Here is a 25,928-nt window from a genome sequence, read left to right as displayed (position 1 = left end):
ATGCTATTTGCACGCTATTGTTTCTATTGTCCTGTTTCTGGCCGTGGTGCGGCTAAGTGTTTTGTATTCCACGTCAAACAAACTGAATTTATCTGTTAAACGCGTTTATAAACAGGCGTGACTTGGCATCTAGAGTCTCCAGACATTAAACCCGGCTGCGCGCAGGGCGGTCTGGTCGAAATGAGATTTAATATCAACAAAACAACCATTTGAAATAATTTTTTCCTGGAAGTCGGCAAGAGGTCTGGCAAGAAATTCACGGTGTGAAACTGCGGCAATAAGTGCATCTGCGCGTGGCAGATTTTCCCAAGTTACAAGTTCCAAGCCGTACTCGTGAAGAGCATCTTGGGCGGTTGCGACAGGGTCATGAATATGAACTTCTACGCCGTAGGATCGGAGTTCGTGAATGATGTCCATGACCTTCGAATTCCTAAGGTCAGGACAATTTTCCTTGAAGGTTACTCCAAGTATATTCACTTTGGAGCCTTTTACATTGAGGTCGGCTCGAATCATTTCCTTCACGGTTTTTTCCGCAATAAATTTCGCCATTCCATCATTTATTCGGCGCCCCGCCAGTATTACTTGGGGATGATAACCAATCATATCTGCTTTGTGGGTAAGGTAGTAGGGGTCTACGCCAATGCAATGTACCAACTAGTCCAGGACGGAACGGGAGAAAATTCCATTTTGTGCCGGCGGCCTGCAGTACCTGTAGCGTGTCAATTTCAAGCTTATCGAAAATGATGGCTAATTCGTTAATTAATGCAATATTCAGGTCACGTTGAGTGTTTTCGATCACTTTTGCTGCTTCTGCGACTTTAATGCTGAATGCTCTGTGTACACCGGCACTGATGATGGTTTCGTAAAGTTTAGCAACTTTTTCCAAAGTGTCTTCATCATCTCCTGATACAATTTTTATAATGGAAGTAAGGGTGCGTTCTTTATCGCCAGGATTGATTCTTTCAGGAGAATATCCAATGTGGAAATCTTTTTTCCATTTCATTCCAGAATTTTTCTCCAGAACTGGGATGCATATTTCCTCAGTCGCGCCAGGGTAAACCGTAGATTCATAAATAATGATTGCACCGCGCTTCATATGTTTGCCAACTGTTTCGCTGGCACCAACAAGCGGGGAAAAGTCCGGCTGATGGGCACAATCTATGGGCGTTGGAACTGCGATTACAATATAGTCGGCAAGAGATAATGTGGATGGGTCGGAACTGACAGTAAGATGCGTGGCCGACTGCAGGTTTTCGGATGACAATTCTCCTGTTGGATCGATGTGCCGTTTGTAGCTCTCGATTTTGGTGGTAGAGAGGTCGAACCCGATGGTTCGCTGCTTTTTTCCAAACTCTACAGCTAGCGGTAAACCCACATATCCAAGACCAACTACAGCAACAACGTCCATATTAAACTCACTTTGCTATTATCATGATATTTTGAATCTAGCAGATATGCTGAGAAGCTTCAATCTTATTTTCGTTTTATAAGTTGATTAATATCCCTAATGTTCTTGCTGAAAAAGTCGATATGATGTGAGCATGGCTTAATAATATAAGCAAATTTTTTGGAGTAAATTAATGCTGTTTAGAATTTCCAATCACTATGTCTCCAGAATAGTGTCCATTCTGATTTTTGTTGAAGCCCTTGTTTTTATAGCCTCCGTCTATCTTGGGGCGACTATCCGGTTCTTTGATAGCAGTTTTTTTGATAGTAACTTTCCATCATTTGTAAAAATGGAGAATTTTTTTCTGACGGCATTTGTATTTGCATTAGTGATGGTATTCAGTATGAGTGCTTTTGGTATGTATAAGCATAATTACAGCGAGGGTATCAGATATACCTTACTCAGGCTCATGCCTTCCTTTGCCTTGGGCTTCGGTGTTTTAACTTTTTTATTTTATATCGTGCCGGATATTTATATTGGCCGCGGTATTTTAGGTCTTGTAATTGTTATCGCTGCGTTTCTAATTTTATTTGTGAGGGTTGTTTTTGTTCAATTATTCAAATTGAAGTATTTAGAGTCACGTATTATTTTTATAGGGTGCGGTTCGCTGGCAAAGGAATGTCATGATCTGGCTATGAATAATGTTAGCTATCATAAATATAATATTGTTGGCTGTGTCCAGTTGCCGGGTGAAGAAAATCGTATTTTATCGTCTACTATTTTTCCGTCTGGCAATTCATTGATAAGTTTGGCAAACAAATATAACGCGAATGAGATCATTGTTGCGGCAAATAATCGGCGAGGTGAAAGTTTCCCTATTCAGGATTTATTGGTATGCAAATTAAATGGAATTAAGGTGACCGATGCAGCAACTTTTTTTGAGCGTGAGGCATGCCAGATCAGAGTGGATTCTCTTCAACCAAGTTGGCTAGTTTTTGGTGGCGGGTTTGACCAGAGTTTCCTGCGTTCCTTTATAAAAAGAATTTTCGATTTATTCGCCAGTACTATTATATTGATTGTTTCGTTACCGGTGATGTTGCTTACAGCGTTGTGCATTTATTTAGAAGACCGAACTCCGATCTTTTATCAACAAGAACGAGTTGGCATGGATGGCCTTCCTTTTATGGTGCTGAAATTTCGTAGTATGCGAAATGATGCTGAGAAAGGGATGTCGCCTCAATGGGCGGCTGCCAATGACTCACGTACGACAAAAGTTGGAAGTATCATTCGTAAACTTAGAATCGATGAGCTTCCGCAAATTTTAAACGTTTTCAAAGGGGAAATGAGTTTCGTTGGGCCACGCCCGGAAAGGCCTTTTTTTGTAAAGCAGCTCTGCGAAGAAGTACCTTATTACAACGTGAGGCATAGTATTAAACCGGGAATAACGGGCTTGGCTCAAGTACGCTACCAGTATGGGGCTTCAGTTGAAGACTCTATTCAAAAGCTCCAATACGATTTGTACTATGTGAAAAACAACAGCTTGTTTCTGGATGTGCTTATATTGATCGATACCTTCCAGGTTGTTATATTGGGCAAAGGCAGCAGATAATCCAATGGAATGTTTTAAATGCTGACAAGCATCACTGCATATAGCTATGGTATAGCCGCCGTAGCATTTTTTATGCTAGTTGTACTATTGTTGACCCGCTGGCGTGCTCGTACTTTCGGGACAGCGTTGACAGTTGCTTGCGTACTGAGCGCGTTTTGGGCCGTATCGATTACTTATCAGGCCGCTAGTGGAATTTCCTTACCGCGGCTGACAGATATTCTGGAAATTTTGCGAAATGCAGGGTGGACTATCTTTCTGCTCATGTTGTTGGGGCCTTTCCAACAAACAAATTCTTTACCTCCTTTTAAATTTAAACTTAAACGCTATGTGGCTGGCATCATAGCTTTTTATTGTTTGCTTTTGCTTGTAAATATTTATACCTACTGGAATCCTGAACCTCTTCAAGGCGGGACAGATTTTATGACGGATATCGTTGGCCGTGTAGTAATGGCGGTTACGGGCATGCTTCTGGTGGAACAACTTTACCGGAACACCCCTGCTAAGGGGCGGTGGGGAATAAAGTTCGCTTGTTTTGGAATCGGAGGGATGTTTGTCTACGATTTTTATTTATATAGCGAAGCAATGTTGTTCAGGCAAGTGAATATGGAAATTTGGACTGCCAGAGGAGCAGTCAACGCCTTGATTGTTCCCTTGGTGGCCGTGTCGGCAGCACGAAATCCGCAGTGGTCATTAGGGATCTCGGTGTCGCGCCGTATTTTGTTTCATTCGGCTACACTGCTAGGTACTGCTCTGTATTTGCTGGCTATGTCTGCTGCCGGCTATTACCTGCGATTTTTCGGGGGGAGCTGGGGCGCATTCATGCAAGTGACTTTTTTGTTCGGTGCTGTGGCTTTGCTCGTGGGCATACTATTCTCAGGCGTTTTTCGATCTTGGCTCAAAGTATTCATCAGTAAGCATTTCTATAATTACAATTACGACTATCGTGAGGAATGGTTAGGTTTTACGCGCACACTTTCTGAACATGGTCATGGACTAGGCGAACGTACTATCCAAGCGGTAGCAGCACTTGTGGAAAGTCCAGGAGGTGCACTGTTCATTAGCCGGGAATCCGGCAATTGCGAACTTGCAGCTCACTGGAATATGAGTTTGCCGAATGAATCTGAGTCGGCAAATAGTTCCCTTTGCCAATTTCTGGAAGGCAAGCAGTGGCTGATTGACCTGCAGGAGTACGAGTCAAATCCTGAAAAATACGGCGAGATTTTTATTCCTCAATGGTTGCGAGAGGTTTCTAAAGGTTGGCTGATAGTTCCTTTGATTCTGCTAGGGAAATTGTTTGGCTTTATGATTCTGATGCAGCCCAGAAGTAAAGTTAATTTAAATTGGGAAGTGATTGATCTGCTCAAAATTGCTGGTAGTCAAGCGGCGAGTTATCTTGCTCAACAGGAATCGGCTAATGCTCTCATGGTTGCACGTCAATTTGAATCATTCAATCGCATGTCTACTTTTATAGTGCATGATTTAAAAAATTTAGTTTCCCAGTTATCGTTATTACTTTCCAATGCCGAAAAGCATAAGCATAACCCAGAGTTTCAGAAAGATATGCTTGACACGTTGGATTACTCTGTCCAGAAAATGAAGCTGCTGTTGCATAAATTGAGCAGAGGGTCTTCCATTGAATCTCCTGCCTCGCTTTTAATTGACAAGTTATTAAGTCATACCTTGGCGTTAAAGTCTGCCTTTGAGCCTAAGCCCGAACTTGAGGTGCTAGATCCTGACCTGATGGTGATCGCTAATTGGGATCGCCTTGAAAGAGTCATTGGCCACATTATTCAGAATGCTGTTGAAGCCACACCCAAAGACGGCAAAGTAACAATCCGTATTTCGAAGCTGGATGCTTTTGTGGTCGTCGAAATCGAAGATACTGGTCATGGCATGAGCGAAGAGTTTATTCATGAACGACTATTTAAGCCTTTTGAGTCTACAAAATCGGCAGGTATGGGAATCGGAATGTTTGAGAGTCGTGAGTATATCCATGAGCTGGGTGGTCGAATTGAAGTTTCCAGTCGACCATCTGCTGGTACGACTTTCCGAGTATTCTTGCCATTTCATGGGTATGTTGATCACAGCAAGGACGTCACGTTACGGGAGGAATAATTTATGAGTCAAAATAAAAAAAAGCTGCTTGTTATTGAAGATGATCCCGGCTTGCAAAAACAATTACGCTGGAATTTTGATGCTTATGAAGTTCTGCTTGCGGGAGATCGAGAAAGTGCCTTGGCACAAGTCAGACGACATGAACCCGCAGTTATTACCATGGATCTTGGTCTTCCTCCCGATCCCGATGGTGCTTCAGAAGGGTTGGCCATCCTGCAACAGATTCTTGCGCTTGCTCCTGACACCAAACTGATCGTGCTCTCTGGGAATCAAGACCATGCCAATGCTGTGAAAGCGATAGGTATGGGGGCATATGATTTTCATCAGAAACCGTTTGATTCAGAGATACTGGGGTTAGTGGTTGAACGTGCATTTTATTTGCACGCTCTACAACAGGAGAACCGCAGGATTTTACAGATTCAGGCGGACTCCCCTTTGTCGAGTATCATTAGTCGGGATCCTGGTATGTTAAAGGTATGTCGTAGCATCGAGAAAGTGGCGCCATCCTCTGCCTCGGTCATGCTGTTGGGTGATAGTGGAACAGGCAAAGAACTGTTGGCAAAAGCGCTACACCAGTTGAGTCCGCGGCAGGAGAAGCGTTTCATGGCTATCAACTGCGCTGCAATTCCGGAAAATCTTCTGGAGAGCGAGTTGTTTGGTTACGAAAAGGGAGCGTTTACCGGAGCCGCCAAACAGACGTTAGGTAAAATTGAGCTTGCAGATGGAGGCACTTTTTTTCTTGATGAAGTAGGGGATATGCCCATGCCTCTACAAGCAAAACTTCTCCGTTTTTTGCAAGAGAGGGTAATCGAGAGAGTAGGGGGGCGTCAGGAAATTCCTGTTGATGTACGGATTATCTGCGCAACACATCGTAATCTGAAGGAGCTGAGCGTTGCAGAACGCTTCCGCGAAGACCTCTATTACCGTTTAAGCGAGATTACAGTCACTATTCCCTCACTGCGGGAACGTGTGGGTGATGCCGCATTGTTGGCGCACCATTTTAAAAACAAATTCTGTGTTAATGAAGGGCGTTCTTCTTTAAGCTTTAGCCAGGAAGCGCTGGCTATGATAGAAGAATATGATTGGCCAGGTAATGTACGTGAAATGGAAAACTGCATCAAGCGTGCAGTTATCATGGCTGAAGGCTCTCAAATAAATATAGAAGATATTGGTTTGTCGACTTCACCCAAAGCAAAGGAGTTTATTAATTTGAGACAGGTACGTGATAACGCTGAATACAATGCCGTAGTGACCGCTCTGGCGAGAGTCGATGGCAATATGGTCAAGGCAGCCGAATTGCTCGGTGTCAGCCGCCCCACACTCTACGATGTAATAAATCGCCATGGTATTGTAAGCAAAGCTTGAGAAGAGCTGCGGATATATCTAAACACTTAATTTATGATTTGAGTTTGCGCTACATCGATTATCCGAAGATCATAATTTGTTTCAGGGGGTGATTTTTTGAGGGACACGCCTGCATGCCACTAAGTTAAGCCATTATGCATGGTGTTTTTCCTGTGCAGAGCCACTTTTATTGCATGTCGTGGAGCGATTAGTTGTCAAGTGCCGTCTGTTTATAAACGCACTTTCCAAACGTAAATTTCACCTATTCATACGGATGGCAGACGGCAGTTCAATACTTGAAATTGCCAAAAATTTTTCCATCAGTCCCAAAATTGTTGGTGTTCGTCATACCAGCATCGTGAGAAACTGCAAATTGCAGCACTCTGCCCAGTTTATTCAATTGGCTATTCATTGTTACATCACTCAATTGTAACGATTGCCACCTGTCAGAATTATCCAGCAGATTAATAATGTTGATAGATATTGATAGTAATGAGTAAATATTGAAATAAATTGTAGCCAAAACAAATTGGGTAGAATGATGAGGGAGGGCAGGCTGCTAAAGTCTACTCTGTCCGTACATGCAAGCTGTTTATTGCGTCATGCTTGCCCGAGACACGTTCGTGGCACCTCCCTTCGGTGTCTTAATATGCAAGCTGGTGCATTTGTGATTTGGCGTGCTCATAATTCAACATCGGTAACAACTCGTTTACTTGAAAAATGATTGACGTTAAAGCCGGTATTTACCGTCCTGTTTGCTTAGACCTAAAAAATTAACACATGAAAAATATTACGAAAGCAATGCAGCAGAAAATTGACCAGATGGTTGCCTGGATTATTAAGCCTCAAACGAATGTTGAAACTGATAAGCCTTATTTAAAAGAGCGTGAAGGAATTCTTGCGTTGCATTTTGATGCCTTATACGTACAAAGCGGGATGTGTATTGAAGAACCAGACACGCTGCACTTTAGTTACACCAGAATTATGATGAGTTTTTTGTTGTTTGAGCAATCACCCAAGCATATCGCAATGATAGGGTTAGGCGGTGGTTCACTGGCTAAGTATTGCTACCGCTATTTACCCGAGACAAAAATTACGGTTATCGAAATTAATCAAGATGTGATTGCACTGCGAAATGAATTTGCAATACCTGCAGACGATACACGTTTTAAAGTGTTGCTGGGCGATGGGGCCGAGTGGGTTACAGATTCAGCCAATCAGCCGAATGTACTGATGATTGATGGATATGATGCGGCTGGATTATCCGTTCAATTAAGCAGTCAACAGTTTTATGATGATTGCTTTGCATCTTTGGCTGACAACGGCATTATGGTAGTCAACTTGTGGAGCAGCTACGCTTGCCACGATGAATACCTGGCGCGAATCCACAACAGTTTTGCCAGTCGCCTAGTGGTTGTTGAAACGGAGGACAGATACAACAAAGTCGTCTTCGCCGTGAAAAATATTGAGTTCCCACCCCCCGCATCCACAATAAGGCACCATGCAAAATTACTTTGCTCGTCGCACCCGTTGAATTTTCAAGCGAAATCAAACAAGTTAATTAGTGCTCTGCCAGCCGTCACTTTCTGACTCGCATTTTAGGTGGTTACGCGCCTCATCGGGAGACAAAATGAATATTTCGGCGAGTCCAAGTGAGCTTAAAAAGCGTAACGAAAATTGAGCTGAACGAGGGTGATTTTGCAAGCTTTTACCTTGCGGCGAAATATCTGCTTACCCACTTGACGATTTCGCAGGTTAGTTGTTGTGCTATTGCAAAAAAAGTGGCGAGATAATCACCGATCAGCTAAATTTTCAGCCGATTTCCTTTAAGTCCGTCAGGCTGCGAGTCTGTGAATATGTGTTTAGCGCCAATTTTCATCGATGTGGAATTTTGGTGCCTCGCCTCGTTCTTGAGCAAGGCTGGTGTAATCGGTATAGCCTTTTGCACAGCCGCCATAGAAGGTGCTCTGATCTGCAGCATTGAGATGTGCGTGGGTACGAAAGCGTTCCGGCAGGTCTGGATTGGCCAGAAACTTTCGGCCAAAGGCGATCAAGTCTGCTTTGCCCTGTTGCAGCCAGGTTTCGGCTGTGTCGTAATTAAAGCCGCCGGCCAGAATCAGGGTGCCACAGAATTTTTTCCGCATCAGTTTCAGAATCCGCAGTGCGGCTGGATCGGGAGCCGCGTTTTTTTCAAGCGCGGCCGTGGCCGGGTTGACAAGATGCAGGTAGGCGATCTGATAATTGTTTAATTTTTCGGCGATATAACCGAAGGTTGTTTCCGGATCGTCATCACTTATGTCGTTGAAAGTGCCAAGCGGCGATAAACGCACACCGACACGATCTGCCCCCCAAATTTCAATAACCGCCTCAACTATTTCCAGAAGCAGCCGCGCCCGATTTGCGACTGAGCCACCATATTCATCGTTGCGCCGATTGGTGTGAGAGTTAATAAATTGATCGAGTAAATAACCGTTGGCGCTATGAATCTCCACGCCATCAAAGCCCGAAATTAGCGCATTTTTGGACGCGCGCACATATTGACGGACGATATAGGGTATCTCATCGATCTGTAAAGCTCGCGGGGTTACGAACGGTACCATTTTGCCCTGGCCTTTTTCATTCCCAATGAATGCCTCTCCGTTAGGCTTAATGGCCGACGGAGCGACTGGGAGCATGTTGTCGGGTTGCAGCGCTGGATGGGAAATACGTCCGACATGCCATAGCTGCATAAAGAATAAACCACCGGCCTCATGCACTGTGTCTGTAACATTTCGCCAGCCCTTTATTTGTTCACGACTGTGGATTCCCGGTGTCCAAGCGTAACCCTGACCCTGCATTGAAACTTGGGTCGCTTCGCTAACGATGAGTGCTGCCGAGGCCCGTTGTGCGTAATAAAGTGCATTGAGAGGGGAGGGGACATTGCCCGGCTGGAGGGCGCGTGAACGCGTTAGTGGTGCCATGACGATCCGGTAAGGCAGCGTATAGCGACCCAGCTGGACAGGCTGAAACAGACGTTCTGCAGGCATTGTTTGTGTAGTGGATGTGTTGGATAGTGTCATGATTGCCTCCGGTCAGAATAAGTCGTACGTCCTCACAATATATTAAACTGTGACATCAGATGTTGTGAGGTGGAGAAGGAGGTGGAAACATTACTTTTCTCGACGATTGCTTCACTAGAAAGCTAATCAAAAATTATTACACAAAAATAATCCCTGCTTCAATTTGAGTAGAGCATGATTTGAGAGTGATCAGAAAGTAGCAGCTGTATAAGATAAATAAGAAAACTGCTTGCTTTGGTTAAATATTTTGCAGGCGGAGCAGCTGTCATTGTTGGGCTAGACGACACAGGCCGTAGCTCACGAAAGTTCAGGAGGATAATGATGTGCGAAAAGGCAGGCTTTGCTTGCTCATCGTTTAAGATGAAATTTATATTTTATAATTTAGCATGCTACAGCGTCTAAGGCTAAACGAAAATGATAAACCAACATGAACTAGCGGCCAATATTAATGCAAGCGTAACCACCGCTCTCGATGAAGATCTGCGCGATGGTGATCTCACCGCACAACTAATTCCTCGCCATACAGAAGCGCAGGCTACTGTAATAACGCGCCAAGATGCAGTGTTATGTGGCACAGCTTGGTTTAATGCGTGTTTCAAAGCTATGGATAAAAATTGCATCATTCATTGGCTTGCGCAGGATGGTGATGTCGTAACAGCGAAGCAAACGATGTGTAAGATACGCGGGGATGCACGTGCAATGCTGACTGCCGAACGGTGCGCGCTTAACTTTTTGCAGACACTTTCTGCTACTGCCACGCAAACGCGGCACTATGTCGAAGCAGTGCAAGGAACGCACGCAAAAATTCTGGATACACGCAAGACGCTGCCTGGTCTTCGCTTAGCGCAGAAATATGCAGTAAAAATGGGGGGCGGACATAATCAGCGGATTGGTTTATTTGATGGCGTGCTGATTAAGGAGAATCACATCTTGGCTGCAGGTGGTATTCGTCCTGCGTTGGAACAAACTTTCCGTATTGCGCCTGGGAGTATAAGCATCCAAATTGAAGTAGAAAATATGGAACAGCTGAATGAAGCGCTAGAGGCAGGTGCCAAGTTAATTTTGCTCGATAATTTCGATCTTGATAGTTTGCGTGCTGCTGTTAAATTCACAGACGGACGAGCTGAGCTGGAAGCCTCCGGCGGTATTACTCTGGATAAAATACGTGCTATCGCAGAGACCGGCGTAGAACGCATTTCTATTGGTGGCCTGACTAAAGATATACATGCTATAGATTTATCGATGCGGTTTGAAATTTAACCTATCGTTCCCCATGTTGGGAGCAATCAGAACTGAGAAAAATTTATGAGCGAATCCATAAATATCGTCTGTCCGAATTGCGATGCAGTAAACCGTATTCTTTCTGCTAAGTTAAGCAGCCAGCCGAACTGCGGCAAATGCAAACATGCTCTGTTTAACTCGCATCCGATTGAGCTGAGCAGCAGCAACTTCGAGAAGCACATCACACGAAATGATATCCCGGTTCTGGTGGATTTCTGGGCACCATGGTGTGGTCCCTGCCGCATGATGGCGCCCGCCTTTATTCAGGCAGCTGAGAAACTCGAACCAGTAATACGTTTAGCTAAACTAAACACAGAAGAAGCACAGGAACTGGGTGCGCGCTATAACATCCGCAGCATTCCCACTCTGGCAATCTTCAAACATGGAAACGAGGTGGCAAGGCAGGCGGGCGCTATGGATGTGGCCGGTATTGTGTCATGGGCTCGTGCTAACCTGCGACGCTAAACAAATGCTTTACCTTTGGTTGTTTCGTTTGTCGACCATCGACGGGCAAGTTTGGTCACTGAAAGTCCAGAACGAAATTCAGGCTGAACATCATCGTGGCTCTGGCCATGCGTTGGTAGTGAGGAGCGGAAACCGAAATGATTCAAAGAACGTTGAGCTACCATATGCACTGACAATGATGTAAAGCACACGTTGTGCAGGACCTGGGAGATATTCAATGATGCCCGACAGTAGTTTGCCGGGCAAAGTGGGGAAGATAATCCGATACTTTATGTTTGGTTCACCCTGATGCTATATGAGCCTGTACCTTGAGTCTTGTTATAGTGTCGAACTTGGGCAAAATATTGTCCTGGAATGAGTTCAACTGCAATTTTTGAATTTAGCCCAAATCCGCCATCGTCGTCTTCGGTGATAAGGCTCGTCTGACTGTTGGGACCGAATAACTTCATCACCACATCGGTCTGACCGCCCGTTTGTATGATATGACGACCGCACTTTTTTACGGTAAATTTGAACACGTCTTCTTCACCAGGCACGCCGATAGAGGTTGATACAGGTGCTGCATTGACGCCCAATTCGATCGCTTGAACCGCAGCGTGCGGATAGGCTTGTTCACTGGCGATGAAAGCTCGGTCCAGCGCTGACAACACGTTATTCTGTTTAGTGCCGTGGCCGCTTTTGACCCAAGTGTCTGGAAAGAAGTAAAGCATGATCGAATCGGGATCGAATTCCGTCCCCTTGATTTGATTAACCGCATACTTGTCCAATACATTGTGCCGAATTTGATCCTGGGTCCAGTTATTCGGTGGGCCGCTTAGGTCACGGAGAACGACTTCCTCGTTCCATTCAATGCCCCCAGATGGATTTTGATGTTCGTGTGCCAGGCCGATTGTATGGCCAAACTCATGGGCGGCAGTGCCACCATCGAGGAATCCAAGGTTCATCGTGGGCTGATCACGCGGGATAGATAGACAATCTGTGCCGATATAGGACCACGCTCCATCTGAGGAATTAAAGGCAATGCGAATCTCTGCGTCAGGCGCGTTGGTAAACTCGAATTTCAGATTCGCATGCGGAAGCCACCATAGAGCTTGTTCTTTGGCGATTGCTTGCTGTGCATCTGTCCCGCCCATGAATCGAACGCGTAGTGTCGATCCATTAATCCACATTTTTCTAAAAACGAAGACCGCCTGCACTGGCCCCGTGCCGAGCCTGATTGTCTGTTGTGGACGGGCAAGATCGAGTGGCAGAAGCCTGTCGTGACAAATTTTTAAATTCTCTTTCATGGCGATCTCCTTGTAAGTAAAAGCTGAATTTTCAATCAATGTTCATACCATTCTGACGCATCCTCGGGTAACGAAGTTTCGCAAGCAGCTTAAATCAAACTCTCGTATTTATCTGAAGTTGCACTTCCAGCAAGTTCACAATGGTAGGTCGACACTTAAAAAGAGTAAATAAGTAAATTGTTTATTTTTTGAATAGGAGAGAAAAGCATAAAATATGTTCGAATAAAAACTATAATAGTTTTTGATGTTACTACGATTTAAGTAGGTATTTGAACAGTTGCCATAGAGAATCGATGATGATTGAAGACGTGCTCAATATACATTCATGCGCCATCCCATAAGCACGCAAATGGGCGGCTAAAGTGGCATTTGATATTAAGGCAATAACTTGACTACAGGTAGGTTAGCGCAGCCCGGCGCAGATGACTAAAGTCCCCTTGCAAGCGCCAGGCTAAACGCGCAACACCAGCAGGGAGGAGCTTGCTATAGTTATTCCTACTTGCTGAATTTGCAAGGCGAAAGCTGACCGGCTAAAGCCGATGCTTTAAATTTTGCAATTGAAATTAAGGTGAAAATATTGTTGCCGTAAGTAGCAGGTTAAGAGTGACGCGAAGCGCAAGAATTTTAGTGGTAAGTCCGAAGGCAAGGTAGCACTTCAAGCGATCCGTGGCATCAAGATGGTGAATCAAATTAGGTAGGGATTAGGGAGCGTCTCATGCAGATTCGCATGTGGAAAGAAGGAGCTACAAGAGCAGAGGGCCAGTCTGTTGGATGCCAAGCGCGGGTCGGAACCTGCCTATCCGCTTGCCAGCCCAGAGCGGCTGTATTCTGGAATTGGCCGCTTGAAGATGGAGTTGGACTGACTAAAAAAATCTGGGGGCCGCCAATAAAGAAACGCAGGCAATGGGCCAGCACCGTTGAAGCACTGGCCCTGATTGATGTTAAACATATCCGAAATCCGTTTTACGTAAGCCGCAAAATATAGACTTACCCTTTGTTTCTTGGGCGCAAGATCAACTGCAAGCGGGTGTAGAAGTTGACGAACATGATGGGGCTTGCCAATATGGCACTGGGACCAAATACCAGCCGCCCACACACGCAACGCAAGCTTCGTTCTCCTGTTAAGAGGAGTGGTGTAAACCGTCCCAATCAGGTATGGAGTGCGGGCACCACGACTATCCACTTGGTCACAGGCCTGTGTATTGATGGTCGTGATTGCCGGTGCCCGCGTAAATTACTGTCGTGGCGGTTATCGGATACACTGGATAGTGCGTTCTGTGTGGACTGCCTTGAACAGGCATTACATGCATATGGAACAATCGAGATATTCAACATCGATCAGGATTGTCAGTTCACCAGCGAATCCATAGAGAAACTGTCCTCACTCCGCTAATTCGCTGTTGCTGCAAATCACGGAGTTCTGCTACCGCTTGAGTTGAGTGGCTGCTGTCTGCTAAATGATTTCGTAGCATCGGCACGACGTATCATTTGAAGGGCTGGGTGGTTTGAAATTCATGATCTTCTTGCTGAAAAAATTAACACATTTTAAATGGCTCTAATGAGGAAATGGGTCAAGTTACTAGATTAATAATTTATTTGTATGCTTCTTCAGCTGCAGTCGTTATTTCGATATTTTTGCTCATCAAAATTTATCCTGTGACTTGATTAATTTCTTTCTATTTTTTTATATATCAGTTGGTTTGGATAATTTAGCAATGGATGCATTTTTAAGAGAGAGCGAGCATATGCGAAATTGCGTAAAATGGGAGGATGCAGTAGCCATTTTTACGGCCCATCTAAATCATGCGGGCATCACCATAAGAGTGTTCGTATAAATTTGCCGATTGCCCAATCAGGAGAAATATTATTATGGCCAAGCCGCTTATAACCAGCAAACCTTTGCCAAAAATTGCAGAACTGCCCGTCTTGGGCATGGATGCTGGAAGCATAATTAAAGATTTTCGCCGTTATTTCAGTCATACGTTGGGTCGGGACAAGTTGAGTGAGTCAGCTTATTACGTCTATACATCTCTCTCGTTTGCGCTGCGGGACCGGCTGGTGGAGCGCTGGAAAAAGACTCAACAAGCTTATGACGAGCAGAACTGTAAACGCACTTACTACTTGTCTCTGGAGTTTCTGATGGGCAGGGCGCTGGGCAATGCCATGCTGAATCTTGAAGTAGAGCCGTCAATCGCCGGTGCGTTGAAGAAGCTGGGTTTGGAGCTGGAGGAAATCATCGATCAGGAACACGATGCCGGTTTGGGAAATGGTGGCTTAGGACGACTGGCCGCGTGCTTTCTGGATAGTTGCGCCACTTTGCAATTGCCGGTGAGAGGCTATGGACTTCGTTACGAATATGGGATGTTCCGCCAGAAAATCGACAATGGCTACCAACTGGAAGAACCGGATCACTGGTTGCGTAACGGCAACCCTTGGGAAATTGAGCGTCCAGAACATAGCGTGTTAGTTAAGTTTGGTGGCAAAACCGAGCATCACAAGCAGCCAGATGGAACGATGCGTGTCTATTGGAAATTTACCAATGATGTGATGGCGGTGCCTTACGATGTTCCCGTTCCTGGTTATCACAATGGCACGGTCAACACGTTACGCTTGTGGAAATCCACCGCTACCGAAGTGTTCGATCTGGATGAGTTTAATAAAGGCAGTTATGCCGATGCGGTTGAAGCAAAAAATACCGCCGAGCACATCACTATGGTGCTGTATCCAAATGATAGTAGCGAGAACGGTAAGGAACTGCGTCTACGCCAGCAATATTTTCTGGCCTCGTCCAGCTTGCAAGATGTTTTGCGTTCATGGGTGAAAAAACACGGCAATGACTTCAGCGGGTTTGCCGACAAAAATTTTTTTCAGCTGAATGACACACATCCCACGTGTGCGGTGCCGGAACTGATGCGCTTGCTGATGGACGAACACGGCCTGGATTGGGATGCGGCCTGGAGTATCACCACACGGACGGTCGCTTATACCAACCACACCTTGCTGCCGGAGGCGTTGGAGCGTTGGCAGGTCAACCTGTTCGGACGTTTGTTGCCTAGGTTGTTGGAGATTATTCACGAGATCAACGCTCGCTTTATCGCGATGGTGGCGCAGCGCTGGCCTGGTGACATCGATCGGCAAATACGTATGTCGATTATCGAAGAAGGGCAAGATCAATATATCCGTATGGCTTATATGGCCGTTGTGGCAAGCGTGTCAGTGAACGGTGTGGCGGAATTGCACTCGCGTTTATTGACTCAGCATTTGTTCCGTGATTTCTATGAGCTGTGGCCGGAAAAGTTCAACAACAAAACCAATGGTGTGACTTCCCGCCGTTGGTTAGTGTCGAGCAATCCAGCCCTGAGCAACTTGATTACGCGCACCATTGGAGATGACTGGATTACCGAAATGACCAGGCTGAAAGAGCTGGTGCCACATGCCGACAACGCAGCATTCCGCGCAGAGTGGCGAGAAATCAAGCAAGCCAACAAGGTGCGTTTGGCAGAGATGGTGCAACGCGATTGCGGCATTACTTTTGACACGAACGCCCTGTTCGACGTGCAGGTGAAACGCATTCATGAGTACAAGCGGCAGTTGCTCAACGTTCTGCATGTCATCCATCTGTATGACCGCATCAAACGCGGCGATACGATGGATTGGACACCGCGGTGTGTGCTTATTGGCGGCAAGGCTGCGCCTGGCTACATGATGGCCAAGCGCACCATCAAGCTGGTTAACGCAGTGGCTCAGATGGTTAATAACGACCCGGATGCGGCTGGCTTATTGAAGTTGGCCTTCCTGCCGAATTATCGGGTATCGGCGATGGAAGTTATCTGTGCCGGAACCGACTTGTCAGAGCAGATATCCACCGCAGGCAAAGAAGCCTCTGGGACGGGCAACATGAAGTTTATGATGAACGGTGCGTTGACAGTAGGTACACTGGATGGCGCAAACATCGAGATTCGCGAAGAGGCAGGAGATGAAAACTTCTTTCTGTTTGGCCTTACAGCCGAAGAAGTGGAAGCAACCAGAGGGCACTATGATCCAAGCGCAATTGTCGCTTCGGATGATGACCTGCGCCGGGTGATGCACTTGCTTGAAAGTAGACACTTCAACTTGTTCGAGCCAGGCATTTTCGATCTGATTATTCAATCCATCACTAGCCCTGGCGATCCGTGGCTGACAGCGGCGGATTTCCGCAGCTATATCGATGCGCAGCAGAAAGTAGCAACGGCTTACCGTGACACGGAGCGGTGGACACGCATGAGCATAATAAACACGGCGACCAGCGGTAAATTTTCCAGCGACCGTACCATTTTGGATTACAACCGCGATATTTGGCATTTGCCGCAAATTGCGGCGAAACCTGTGAACGGAAAATAATTGAACTGACTAAAAAATTAACCATGCCAATTGACAATTAAAACCTAAATCAGCGGTACCTTTAGGCGCCACCGTAAGGAATGCCACAACACATTTGTGATGACTCAGAAATGGCATGAATTCGGTCGCTGGAGCCTTTGGCGTACGGTATAAATTTCCAAACTGTACGAACACAGAGTCAGAAATGATTTTGGTGGTAATTCTCTCTTGTTTGGGTGGCATCAAAGGAAAATACTACCTCTCGCCTAGTGGCGAACTACTGCCCAATAGATAAATGGAGGCTGCTTGAGAGGCTCCCCCAAGCCACTGGTTGAACTGCCGATGTATAGCAGATTTATATTGATTCAATCCCGAGGTAAATTTTGTCTAGCTTTTGAACAGAAACAACATCTGTCCTACTTCCAGAAATGTTTTTTTAGGGTTGAATTTTTAGGCTAAGTTGCAGTTAGCTGTTGAATTTTAATTTTTAAATATGTAAATATGACTGTTCAGCATAGGCATGCAGAACAGTCATATGTTTATCATACTTCGATTCATGTGCGAACTCGAACTTCCCGTCTTCAGGACACTGACCTCGGATCAAAAGCAGAATGATTTGATCCGCCTGTTACTCGAATTTGCTGCGTTAGTGTCAGAATTGGAAGCTTAGTTATCCGAGGATAGGAAATTGAATTTTTAGAGGCGCCCTCAAGAACTGCATGGTAGATTCTTGCGCGTTACCATGCCGTCCTGGACGAAGGTAGTGCATCTGTTGGGAACAAAACGAGAAAGGCTATGGCACGAGCGCATCAAACAAACCCTAGCAATCAAGCTGCTGAGTCAAAAACGTGAACATGTGGTCGAGGTGCTGTGCTCTGTAATTGACTTTCGTGTACCTTTCACAAGCAATCTGGGTGAATGTGCGATCCGAATATCTGAATTGAAACATATAATCACCGGCTGCTTCAGCACTCTCAAGGGCAGAGAAATTCTGCCTTATCCATCCTTACCCCAATACTATGCATAAGCTGGGCCACAACACGTTCGAATTGCTTTGCCACACCTTCATAGGATTCCACTTCATACGGCTTAATGCTAAGTTGCCACTTTAAAGTTTGCTAAATGGTTATTAATCATATAGTTATATGTGCTTGTGATTAACGAAAAATCATTCATAATTCAATGGTTATCAAAAATAAACAGATAACTACGATATAGCCTATTTTTAGTAGGGTAGGGATGAAGCTAGCTAACTAAAAATGTTTCTCATCTCTACTGCTTGCTCGGAGGGAATCTTATGAAACTGTCTAAATATTTTGCGCTCTCCTTGACTCTATCAAGCTTGGGTGCCCAAGCTGCGGCCCCATCGATCTTGGATCAGTGGCATCAGGGCCTGAGCGGTGCCAAGCTCACCGCTTACGACGGTTCGGTCACTCGTAATAACAGCACTTTGACAGTGATCCGTTTTTGCCACGACGGTCGCTACCATTACACTAAAGAGGGCGGTTGGTATGTGCCTGGTACGGCTGGTGGCGCCTCCAAAAATCATATTTCAGGTCAATGGAATGTCCAGCAACAGGGCTTTCAAACCTTATTGGTTTACCAGACTGACGGTGGAGAACAGGGTGCCTTTCCCATCTACCTTCAGAACAACGGGCGTGTGAACATCGGCGGATCGGCCTATGCCGTTGAGAAAGGTAATGCAGGCTGCTAGGATTGACAGCGAGATGTTTCCTTCAAGATCCGAGGAGTACCTGAACTGGCTATCTGGGAATGGCTGATTACGCCTTTGCGGACATTTAAGAATGGGTAGAAATTACTCCACTTCGCACTTTACGGACATATGCAGGAAGGAAGGGCAGAGTCGAAAGCCACTAAGTTAAGCCCATTTAGTAAAGTAAAAAGCTGAAAATTTATGATTTAAATGGCATAAATTACTATACAAAATACAATGCTTTTAATATCTGGTTGCCACCTCCAGTCACTTCGTAAAGCACCTTCAACGGAGCAGAAAAGCAACAAAAATAGAGGATTCGGCAGGACAAATATCGCTGTTAGTGGTGCGTGACCGCCACGAGGAAACAGCTAATTTGTTTTGCCAGGCGTTAATGCGCAACAGATCGAACCTGTACCTCAGCCTTGCTGAATAAGGACGTGATGCAATGCACCGATGGCGCAGCTGCGTACGGTAATCGTCAAACATGTAGGGCTCGTTCACCGTCAAGCCAATGTATCGTAGGCCAGCGGGTAATAGGCGGTATCTATCACATTCAAAACGTCAACGGCTACGACAGCCGGCCCTACAATGGATAGAGTTTCATGGCGTTACAACTCGGTATCTCTCAAGCTATCTGGGCTGGTACAGAATGATTGATAGTCTTGGCCAAACCGTCACACCGACAGCTTGATTTATCCCATCACTTGGAAGAGAAAGGCAGTTTCAACAGCTAATTACGACATAGCTACTTTTCTATGCCTTCCTCAATTTGTATCGGTGGCAAAGACCGGACGTGCTTTGAATGACAACTTCGCTACTGCGGCCGTCCACCTTTCGCGCTGAAGCTGATCGGCAAAATCGACGTGCTCAGCACTCTATTGAATGCGCAGTGCCATCGTTACTTCGGCTTGTTGGCAAACAATTTGCCGATGTGTGCGGCTGTCGCGGCCATGGAGCCGCTGCCGGTGGATGTGAACCACTTGTGGAAGCACCCTTATACAAATAACAACAAAGCTAGTTATGAGATCAATTCCAGGCGTTGTTCAAACAGAGCGTCCAGATTCAGAATGGGAACTTTTTCGTTTGCCAGCTGGAAACAGGAGTGGGCGATAGATGCCCATGCGAGCGAATCCTGAGGTAGCAGACATGCCGCATCGTCACTAACGTTCACCATGCGGAAATAGGCGGATAGCCCTAGAGCGCCCCATCGTTGCTCGCCGTTTGATCGGGTAAAGTACGTGACAACTAGCGCAAGACGAACTATCTCTGGAGAGCGTTGACCTATGAGCGGTGCCAGCTCCACGAATGGAATGGCGCGACCCTGCCATATACAAAGCGAATGACAGTAATCTGGAGCCAGTGGTACAGATACAAGGCTTGGTGACAGTATGAGTTCAGCTACTTCGTGCAGACCGATTGCTGCGTGGCGGCCACTCGAAAACTCGAACAAAACGGCGTTATCTCTTGTGTTCATGCATGCTCTCCGAGGATTTGATGTGACACCACAATGCACTGACATCACAACAGAATGCAATACGCTCCTCTATCTGTATGTAAGCTTGGATCGGCGATTTGGAAACGCTCATGCATGTGGGTAAAGAATTCAGTTTAGAGTCTTGAATAGGGAGCGATTGTACCGAATCCACAGTAATGCCGAAGCGGTGCTCATTTGTCTGCAGCACAACAATATAGTGACACCGTGTATCGATCTCGTTTGCCACGACTAAGTGTGCAGTCAGAGAATGTACTTCGCACGTATCCCTTTCAATGACTTCGCTCGCTTTCACTTCAGCATCTCCACCTCGTAATATGCTCATATTCTCAAGGGAGACAATCGCGTGTTGGTCGATTAGCAGATTCAGGCCGTCAAAAAAAATCAACGCGTACCCAGCTGCTGCGGCGTTCATTGCGTTCCGCCGATCATGCTATGGATGTGCCCAAGAAGGTTGGTGTCGGTGTAGGGCTTGGTCATGTATGCACTAACCCCCGCTAGCTCTGCCTGCTTACGATGTTTATCCATAGAGCGAGAGGTGATCATAATTACCGGCAGTTCGCGAGTGTCGGAGCGCGCGCGCAGGTGTGAGGTGAATTCGAGCCCATTCATATTAGGCATTTCGAGATCAGTGAGTATTATGCTGGGCATGAAATCTTTTAGGAGTGCGATCGCTTCTAACCCATCTTTCGCTGCTTTCACGTTATATCCTGCGTTGCTTACGAGTTGTACTAGCGATTTACGCATGCTAAGTGAATCGTCAACAACGAGAATGTTACGTCGCGTCGTTGCTTCAGTTTTGCTTAAGGTAATTGAGGTTGCAGTTTCGATCAGTTGCGGCATGGGAAGGCGCAGCAATTCGGCTAAATCAAGCAGAGGAGCGACAGTGCCATCACCCAAAATCGCGATACCGCCAACGCCATTAATCTTCTTTGCATACCGGCCCGGATCTTTGAGGATCAGGTCACGGCCGTCAACGATGCGGTCGACTAACACCGCATGAATATCAAGGTCGACGTGAACAAGTAATACGGATTTCGAATTCATGATTTCTGACGTCATCACGCCGTTGTCATACCCGATCAGTGCACTCAGAGCCTTTACCGGATAAGTGCGTTTTTGATAGCGCAGGTTTATCTCGCTGCCTATTGATATGAATTCTCCTGTGGCGGGAGGTAACGCTTGGTCCAGCGCGGAGCTTGGCACCGCAAAAATCTGGCTGGAGGATTCTATGAGTAACGCGTGCTGGACAACGAGCGAGGCTTGGAAGCGAAGCAGAAACTCGCACCCTTTCCCAATCTCGGATCGTACTTCGATCATTCCCTTCATGGCAATAAGCCGGTCACGCACTACATCGAGTCCGACACCACGTCCTGATATTTCATTTGCGTGTTCTTGGGTTGAAAAATCGGGAAGCAGGATGAAGCGTGATAGCTCTTCCTGTGAGACATCCTGACCTGACTGAATCAGGCCACGTTCGATCGCCTTGTGTAGAATCGCGTTGTAGTTGAGTCCGCGACCGTCGTCTCGGCAACGCACAGTGACTGTTTGGCCACGCCGGGAGAATATAAGATGGATTGTGGACACCTCTGGCTTTCCGACGCGCGTACGTTCATCGGGTGTCTCAATGCCATGATCAATAGCGTTTCGCAAGATATGAAGTAACGGGTCGACGAGGTTGTTTAACATATCTCCGTCGATCAGGATGTCTTCTCCTTCGATTACTAGCTTTGCTTTTTTTCCTGTTTGTTGCGAAGTTTGGAGAACGTTGCGGTGTAGGCGAGGGGAGAGGTTTCCCACTGGACTCATACGAGTGGTCATAGCCAAATACTGAAGTTCCCGCTGTATACGTTGCGTTTGCTGAAGTACGGCACCCATCTGGGCCACATTATCCTCAATGCGTATACTGAACTCTCGAGTGTCGGCGACTTCTTCTGTCAGCGCATGGGTGTTGCTTTGAAGCTCAGTGTACTGTTCCATTTCAAGTGCATCGAATATTTGATCGCCGTGAGATATTTGAGTGTCGCGCAGGTTCGCGAAGCCGCGGATGTCAATCAAGTTTTCAAGTTCAAAAATACGCTGTTGTACCTTGAGATTCTGACGTAATAATCCGTTGGTGTTTTGCTGGGTCTGCTTCACTTGTTCGGTAAGTTGCCCAATCTTCACAGATAGCTCGCCGGATAGACGAAAAAGTTCATCCATGGTCGCAACCGGGACACGTATCATTGGAGGGACAGGAGCCTGGTTGGTTACATCGCTGATGCTAGCTTTTTCTTCCCTTAGGGTTTTAGTCTGTATTTGGGGCGTTGCGTTGAGATGGGAAGTTTCAGTCAAAAGTGGAAGCGTTGTGTTGAGATCGGTGATTCCTGGTTGAATTGCAACCGTTGCTTCGAGGTCATTGATTTCAGTCGGTGCTTGGAGCAATGTGTCGAGATCTGCAAGCGAAGACGGGGTGGCATCGATTTCACCCTCAATATTTCCAGAGTGAATCCGGCTCGCCCAATCGAGAACAGACTGTAATATTTCCTTTGCCTGCATCTGCGTGGGAGCATCTTCTATCCCGAGCAAGGAGCCTATCATTTGTTCCAGGCAAGCTGTTGCATCGAGGAGTACATTGGTAAGCGCCAGAGGGGGGCGTGTCTGGTTATGCTCAAACCATTCAAGGATGTCCTCAGTGTGGTGCCCGAGCGTCGCGATACCCTGGATGCCGACGATGCTTGCCGAACCTTTTAGCGAGTGTGCAATGCGCTTTGCTGCGGCCATATCCTCGTCCGTAGCTTCGCCGTTCACAATGTTGCGGATGTAGGTGGAAAGCTCTGCTGCCTGTGTCGGCGCTTCGTGCAGCAAAGCTTCGTACACGCCCCGATCCACATCGGCCGGTAGGGCAAGAGAGATGTCTTTATCAGTCGCTACGCGGGGACGCTCCAGCTCGTCAGTTTCGGCGCGCAAATAAGCCGCTAACACAGGTTCGGTGGTGAGCGCGATTATGAGTTCGAGGTTGCCATTGGCGTCCACGGGCGCAGGACAGGGGGGCTTGGAAAAGTGTTCTGCCAAGCGCTCTGCAGACTCGAAGCTAGTGATGTCAGCGAGGTAAGCGAGCACAAGTTCGGGCCAAAGATCGAAAAAGGTTTGCGCTGCGCCGCGCTCTGCCGCGTTAAGCTCAACAATGACTACCAGGCATTCCTGAACATGAACGCAACAAGACTCCAATCCGCAAAGTCCGAGCATTTCACAGGTTGAAGTCGTGCGTTTAACCTGTTCAACATACTGATCGAAAGCGTATCCGAATGAGGGATCCTCGGGGGCAACTGAACAGATCGTTGCGATCCAGCTGTCAAGATCGGTACTCACTTCTTCGATTTCAATTAGTAGCGCTTCGATGAAATCGCTCATTTGCATAATGTTTCGTCCTCAGCTCGAAGCATGACGGCACAAGCGTGCCGCTATGATTGCACGCTTAAACAACCGCTTGGAGTTTGGACATGACGCTCGTCCGTTCTGGCGTGATCGACAACCCAAGAGCATGTGCGCTAGGCAATTTGAATACACCTACCGTTTTCACCAATTGTTCGGCAGATCTCGAGAGCAGGTTAGTTTCGGCCGTCTGGATTGTGATCTGTTCTCCAGTCTTCTCTGCACTACGGACAATATCTTCGACCCTGTTTTGCAGAATTTCTGCGCTCTTTATCTGCACCTCCAGACTGGCAGCTATCTGCAGTACTAAATCAACTAAATTATCGGTCGCCTTCTGTGTTTCCGACATTTGAACGCCAGCCTTTTCTGCGAACTCAGTTCCTTGAACAACTTGAGAGATGGTCTTGTTCACCGTATTGATCGTGTCGTTCGTCTCGATCTGAATATTATTCACTAGCGTACCAATTTGCGCTGTAGCGTTACGAGATGACTCAGCAAGTCGTTGCACTTCCTCAGCTACTACTGCGAAACCACGGCCCGCGTCTCCTGCAACTGCGGCCTGTACGCTCGCGTTCAACGCCAGTACGTGTGTGCGCTCTGAGATTGTATTGATCAAATTCACGATGCCGCTAATTTCCTGAGAACGTTCACCAAGGCGTTTAATTCGTTTCTCGGTTTCGGCAATCATTTCACGGATTGAGTTCATGCCATTCATAGTTCCGGTCACCGCATTAAGCGCAGAGAGGGTTGAACGGGTAGCATCACCGGACGCAATGTTGGATTTCGCAGTGAGTTGTGCCACATTGTTCATAGCTTTGGTTGAAGTGGCGAGCTCGCAGATCATTTCCTCCACGCCTTTTCGCTCAATTTCAGCTGTCAATTGGACTTGATTGGCCTGCCCTTTCAATTTGACTGAGGACGATTCCACCTGGCTGGCGATTTGCATTACTCGATAAAGCACTTTGCTTGTTTCTTCAGTGTGCTGATTTACTGCATCAGATACCGTACCCACGATGTCTTGTGTAACAGGCGCCTTGGCGGTGAGGTTTTTCTCCGAGAGTTTTTGCATGGTTTGCAGGAGCGAGATAACCGAGTCGTTGAGCGCTTCGGTTGCAGCCTCAGCTTTACGTTGCGCTGTCATGCGTTCTTCTAGCAGTTGATTAACCATCCGTCCCAAATCACCAAGCTCGTCCTTCGCCTGGATCGAACGTAGTGCTGAGATATCTCCGCCACGCACTTTTTCAATCGATAGTTGCAATAAACGCACTGTGTCGGTGACATTTCGTGTGATCAGTAAGGCGAGAAGCGCTGCAAACATGATGAAGGCGAGAGCCACGCCAGAAAGCGTTAATGAACGGTTGAGCAGATTTGTAACTTTGAGCTGCAACTCGTCATTCAATGCCTCCATCGCAATATCAATCAACTTGAACTGATCGTTGATGCTAGTAGTGAATTGCTTAATATACTCCGTGGAGCTGAATTGAAGCCGCTGCGAATTGCTGATTTCTGAGGCGGCCAGATCGGCAAGGTGCTTGATCTGTTCTTCAGCGACTTGATCTCTTTTCGCAATTTTATCTTTAATTCGCGCCTCTTTGGCCTGTGCTTTATCTAACTGATTAATTGCTTGATTGGTTTTGGTGGTCAATACTGAAATTAGAGTTGCCATGGTTGCACGATCGATTAAGGTGAGTGCTTCTTTATCTAGTTCGGCACCCAACTTTTGAGCGATGGCTAAGCGCTCGGCTTCCACGAGCCGGGCGGCTCCAAAAGCCCGCATCTGTCCTAGTGTTTCAGCTACTCGAGGTAAATCTGCTAGTGTGGCTTGAATCAGGAAGTGTGTCGCAGCATCTGATTCGAATGAGAGTTTGAAATGATCCATAAGAAGATCAAGCAGGGCCAGTTCACTATTGACCAGTGCAGAGTGGTCAGCAAACGATTTGCGCGAATCTACACCCTGGCTGGTGGTTTCGGCCGCAATTCGTGTCCAATCGGTCTTTATCTTGTTCCATGTTTCAACCTGTTTGGTATTGTTGCTATTTTGCATGTAGGGATCGAAGGTACCGATTGCCCGGGCAACCTCCGTTTCCTGAGCGGCGCGATCAGCAGCTAAGGAGATATTTCCGCCGATGAAAGCGGCGGCCAAGCCGCGATGTTGCTGGGTTTTCTGAATCACCTTAAGTAACTTTGCTGCGGGTTCAATTCCGCTAGCCTCGAGCTTGGCGGTTTGAATGGCGGCGGCGGTCTGCGCCCAGAACAAATAGGCGGGCACTCCGACTGCAGGTAGCGCGACAATACCCAGAAGCAGGAATTTTTGCCACAGCTTCATCCGAGTAAGGAAGGTAATGTTCAGCCTGTTTTTCATTATGTTTCTCCAGTCGGGTCGTAAGTTGTGGGTGTGTA

General features: G+C 46.6%; 19 protein-coding genes and 1 pseudogene. 13 read left to right on the top strand and 7 right to left on the bottom strand.

Going from position 1 to position 25,928, the window contains the following annotated elements; translation table 11 throughout:
* Nucleotides 1-129: 129 nt before the first annotated feature.
* A pseudogene (locus MJ770_RS04190) lies at nucleotides 130-1,408 on the bottom strand (nucleotide sugar dehydrogenase).
* A gap of 172 nt (nucleotides 1,409-1,580) precedes the next feature.
* On the opposite strand from MJ770_RS04190, the gene MJ770_RS04185 reads away from it, so the two are divergent.
* The 4 genes from MJ770_RS04185 (at nucleotide 1,581) to MJ770_RS04170 (ending at nucleotide 8,045) form a co-directional block, all read left to right on the top strand.
* Complete coding sequence (locus tag MJ770_RS04185; protein WP_239250348.1) at nucleotides 1,581-2,996, top strand: TIGR03013 family XrtA/PEP-CTERM system glycosyltransferase; 1,416 nt, start codon at nucleotides 1,581-1,583, stop codon at nucleotides 2,994-2,996.
* Nucleotides 2,997-3,014: 18 nt separating this feature from the next.
* The gene (gene prsK, locus MJ770_RS04180) at nucleotides 3,015-5,111 is read left to right on the top strand and encodes an XrtA/PEP-CTERM system histidine kinase PrsK (protein WP_239250347.1); all 2,097 of its coding nucleotides are present in this window, start codon (nucleotides 3,015-3,017) and stop codon (nucleotides 5,109-5,111) included.
* A 3-nt stretch (nucleotides 5,112-5,114) separates the two neighbouring features.
* Nucleotides 5,115-6,476, top strand: coding sequence for a PEP-CTERM-box response regulator transcription factor (gene prsR / locus MJ770_RS04175; protein ID WP_239250346.1), 1,362 nt, complete (start codon nucleotides 5,115-5,117; stop codon nucleotides 6,474-6,476).
* A 759-nt stretch (nucleotides 6,477-7,235) separates the two neighbouring features.
* Entirely contained in the window at nucleotides 7,236-8,045 is an 810-nt protein-coding gene (locus tag MJ770_RS04170) for a transferase (protein WP_239250345.1), read from the top strand.
* A 272-nt stretch (nucleotides 8,046-8,317) separates the two neighbouring features.
* On the opposite strand, the gene MJ770_RS04165 is transcribed toward MJ770_RS04170, so the two are convergent.
* Nucleotides 8,318-9,514, bottom strand: coding sequence for an alkene reductase (locus MJ770_RS04165; RefSeq protein ID WP_305855775.1), 1,197 nt, complete (start codon nucleotides 9,512-9,514; stop codon nucleotides 8,318-8,320).
* A 414-nt stretch (nucleotides 9,515-9,928) separates the two neighbouring features.
* Here MJ770_RS04165 and nadC point away from each other — a divergent pair, with 414 nt between their 5' ends.
* Nucleotides 9,929-10,774 (top strand): carboxylating nicotinate-nucleotide diphosphorylase, encoded by an 846-nt coding sequence (gene nadC, locus MJ770_RS04160; RefSeq protein WP_239250344.1) that lies wholly within the window; start codon nucleotides 9,929-9,931, stop codon nucleotides 10,772-10,774.
* A 45-nt stretch (nucleotides 10,775-10,819) separates the two neighbouring features.
* Nucleotides 10,820-11,260 (top strand): thioredoxin TrxC, encoded by a 441-nt coding sequence (trxC, locus tag MJ770_RS04155; RefSeq protein ID WP_239250343.1) that lies wholly within the window; start codon nucleotides 10,820-10,822, stop codon nucleotides 11,258-11,260.
* A gap of 269 nt (nucleotides 11,261-11,529) precedes the next feature.
* On the opposite strand, the gene MJ770_RS04150 is transcribed toward trxC, so the two are convergent.
* On the bottom strand, nucleotides 11,530-12,546 hold the full coding sequence (locus tag MJ770_RS04150; RefSeq protein ID WP_239250342.1) for a M12 family metallopeptidase: 1,017 nt from the start codon (nucleotides 12,544-12,546) through the stop codon (nucleotides 11,530-11,532).
* A gap of 715 nt (nucleotides 12,547-13,261) precedes the next feature.
* Here MJ770_RS04150 and MJ770_RS04145 point away from each other — a divergent pair.
* From MJ770_RS04145 to MJ770_RS04115, 7 genes are all read left to right on the top strand, one after another.
* A complete protein-coding gene (locus MJ770_RS04145) occupies nucleotides 13,262-13,531 on the top strand; it encodes a hypothetical protein (protein ID WP_239250341.1) in 270 nt (89 codons plus the stop codon).
* 60 nt (nucleotides 13,532-13,591) lie between these two features.
* Nucleotides 13,592-13,939, top strand: a complete 348-nt coding sequence (locus tag MJ770_RS04140) for a hypothetical protein (RefSeq protein ID WP_239250340.1) — start codon at nucleotides 13,592-13,594, stop codon at nucleotides 13,937-13,939.
* A 476-nt stretch (nucleotides 13,940-14,415) separates the two neighbouring features.
* On the top strand, nucleotides 14,416-16,926 hold the full coding sequence (locus MJ770_RS04135) for a glycogen/starch/alpha-glucan phosphorylase (RefSeq protein WP_239250339.1): 2,511 nt from the start codon (nucleotides 14,416-14,418) through the stop codon (nucleotides 16,924-16,926).
* 514 nt (nucleotides 16,927-17,440) lie between these two features.
* Complete coding sequence (locus MJ770_RS15380) at nucleotides 17,441-17,575, top strand: hypothetical protein (protein WP_256448792.1); 135 nt, start codon at nucleotides 17,441-17,443, stop codon at nucleotides 17,573-17,575.
* 60 nt (nucleotides 17,576-17,635) lie between these two features.
* On the top strand, nucleotides 17,636-17,932 hold the full coding sequence (locus tag MJ770_RS04130) for a hypothetical protein (RefSeq protein ID WP_239250338.1): 297 nt from the start codon (nucleotides 17,636-17,638) through the stop codon (nucleotides 17,930-17,932).
* 270 nt (nucleotides 17,933-18,202) lie between these two features.
* Nucleotides 18,203-18,619, top strand: coding sequence for a hypothetical protein (locus tag MJ770_RS04125; RefSeq protein ID WP_239250337.1), 417 nt, complete (start codon nucleotides 18,203-18,205; stop codon nucleotides 18,617-18,619).
* Nucleotides 18,620-19,424: 805 nt separating this feature from the next.
* Entirely contained in the window at nucleotides 19,425-19,628 is a 204-nt protein-coding gene (locus MJ770_RS04115; RefSeq protein WP_239250336.1) for a hypothetical protein, read from the top strand.
* 12 nt (nucleotides 19,629-19,640) lie between these two features.
* On the opposite strand, the gene MJ770_RS04110 is transcribed toward MJ770_RS04115, so the two are convergent.
* From MJ770_RS04110 to MJ770_RS04095, 4 genes are all read right to left on the bottom strand, one after another.
* Entirely contained in the window at nucleotides 19,641-20,096 is a 456-nt protein-coding gene (locus MJ770_RS04110) for a chemotaxis protein CheW (RefSeq protein WP_239250335.1), read from the bottom strand.
* On the bottom strand, nucleotides 20,080-20,529 hold the full coding sequence (locus tag MJ770_RS04105; protein WP_239250334.1) for a hypothetical protein: 450 nt from the start codon (nucleotides 20,527-20,529) through the stop codon (nucleotides 20,080-20,082). The genes MJ770_RS04110 and MJ770_RS04105 overlap by 17 nt, the downstream gene beginning before the upstream one ends.
* Nucleotides 20,526-23,507, bottom strand: coding sequence for a hybrid sensor histidine kinase/response regulator (locus MJ770_RS04100; RefSeq protein WP_239250333.1), 2,982 nt, complete (start codon nucleotides 23,505-23,507; stop codon nucleotides 20,526-20,528). Before MJ770_RS04100 ends, MJ770_RS04105 begins: the two co-directional genes overlap by 4 nt.
* A gap of 64 nt (nucleotides 23,508-23,571) precedes the next feature.
* Entirely contained in the window at nucleotides 23,572-25,890 is a 2,319-nt protein-coding gene (locus MJ770_RS04095; protein ID WP_239250332.1) for a methyl-accepting chemotaxis protein, read from the bottom strand.
* Between the last annotated feature and the right edge of the window lie 38 nt (nucleotides 25,891-25,928).

The sequence above is a fragment of the Candidatus Nitrotoga sp. M5 genome, from assembly GCF_927904885.1.
Lineage (GTDB): Bacteria > Pseudomonadota > Gammaproteobacteria > Burkholderiales > Gallionellaceae > Nitrotoga.
Note: the sequence above shows the minus strand (reverse complement) of the source record. Positions and strands in the feature narration are given on the sequence as shown.

Coding starts and splice junctions, on each gene's coding strand:
- MJ770_RS04165 (WP_305855775.1), bottom strand. CDS start 9,514: ATGACACTATCCAACACATCCACTACACAAACAATGCCTGCAGAACGT.
- MJ770_RS04105 (WP_239250334.1), bottom strand. CDS start 20,529: ATGAACGCCGCAGCAGCTGGGTACGCGTTGATTTTTTTTGACGGCCTG.
- nadC (WP_239250344.1), top strand. CDS start 9,929: ATGATAAACCAACATGAACTAGCGGCCAATATTAATGCAAGCGTAACC.
- MJ770_RS04125 (WP_239250337.1), top strand. CDS start 18,203: ATGAAACTGTCTAAATATTTTGCGCTCTCCTTGACTCTATCAAGCTTG.
- trxC (WP_239250343.1), top strand. CDS start 10,820: ATGAGCGAATCCATAAATATCGTCTGTCCGAATTGCGATGCAGTAAAC.
- MJ770_RS04185 (WP_239250348.1), top strand. CDS start 1,581: ATGCTGTTTAGAATTTCCAATCACTATGTCTCCAGAATAGTGTCCATT.
- MJ770_RS04140 (WP_239250340.1), top strand. CDS start 13,592: ATGATGGGGCTTGCCAATATGGCACTGGGACCAAATACCAGCCGCCCA.
- MJ770_RS04115 (WP_239250336.1), top strand. CDS start 19,425: ATGACAACTTCGCTACTGCGGCCGTCCACCTTTCGCGCTGAAGCTGAT.
- MJ770_RS15380 (WP_256448792.1), top strand. CDS start 17,441: ATGTTTATCATACTTCGATTCATGTGCGAACTCGAACTTCCCGTCTTC.
- MJ770_RS04135 (WP_239250339.1), top strand. CDS start 14,416: ATGGCCAAGCCGCTTATAACCAGCAAACCTTTGCCAAAAATTGCAGAA.
- MJ770_RS04095 (WP_239250332.1), bottom strand. CDS start 25,890: ATGAAAAACAGGCTGAACATTACCTTCCTTACTCGGATGAAGCTGTGG.
- MJ770_RS04110 (WP_239250335.1), bottom strand. CDS start 20,096: ATGAACACAAGAGATAACGCCGTTTTGTTCGAGTTTTCGAGTGGCCGC.
- MJ770_RS04150 (WP_239250342.1), bottom strand. CDS start 12,546: ATGAAAGAGAATTTAAAAATTTGTCACGACAGGCTTCTGCCACTCGAT.
- MJ770_RS04170 (WP_239250345.1), top strand. CDS start 7,236: ATGAAAAATATTACGAAAGCAATGCAGCAGAAAATTGACCAGATGGTT.
- prsR (WP_239250346.1), top strand. CDS start 5,115: ATGAGTCAAAATAAAAAAAAGCTGCTTGTTATTGAAGATGATCCCGGC.
- prsK (WP_239250347.1), top strand. CDS start 3,015: ATGCTGACAAGCATCACTGCATATAGCTATGGTATAGCCGCCGTAGCA.
- MJ770_RS04145 (WP_239250341.1), top strand. CDS start 13,262: ATGCAGATTCGCATGTGGAAAGAAGGAGCTACAAGAGCAGAGGGCCAG.
- MJ770_RS04100 (WP_239250333.1), bottom strand. CDS start 23,507: ATGAGCGATTTCATCGAAGCGCTACTAATTGAAATCGAAGAAGTGAGT.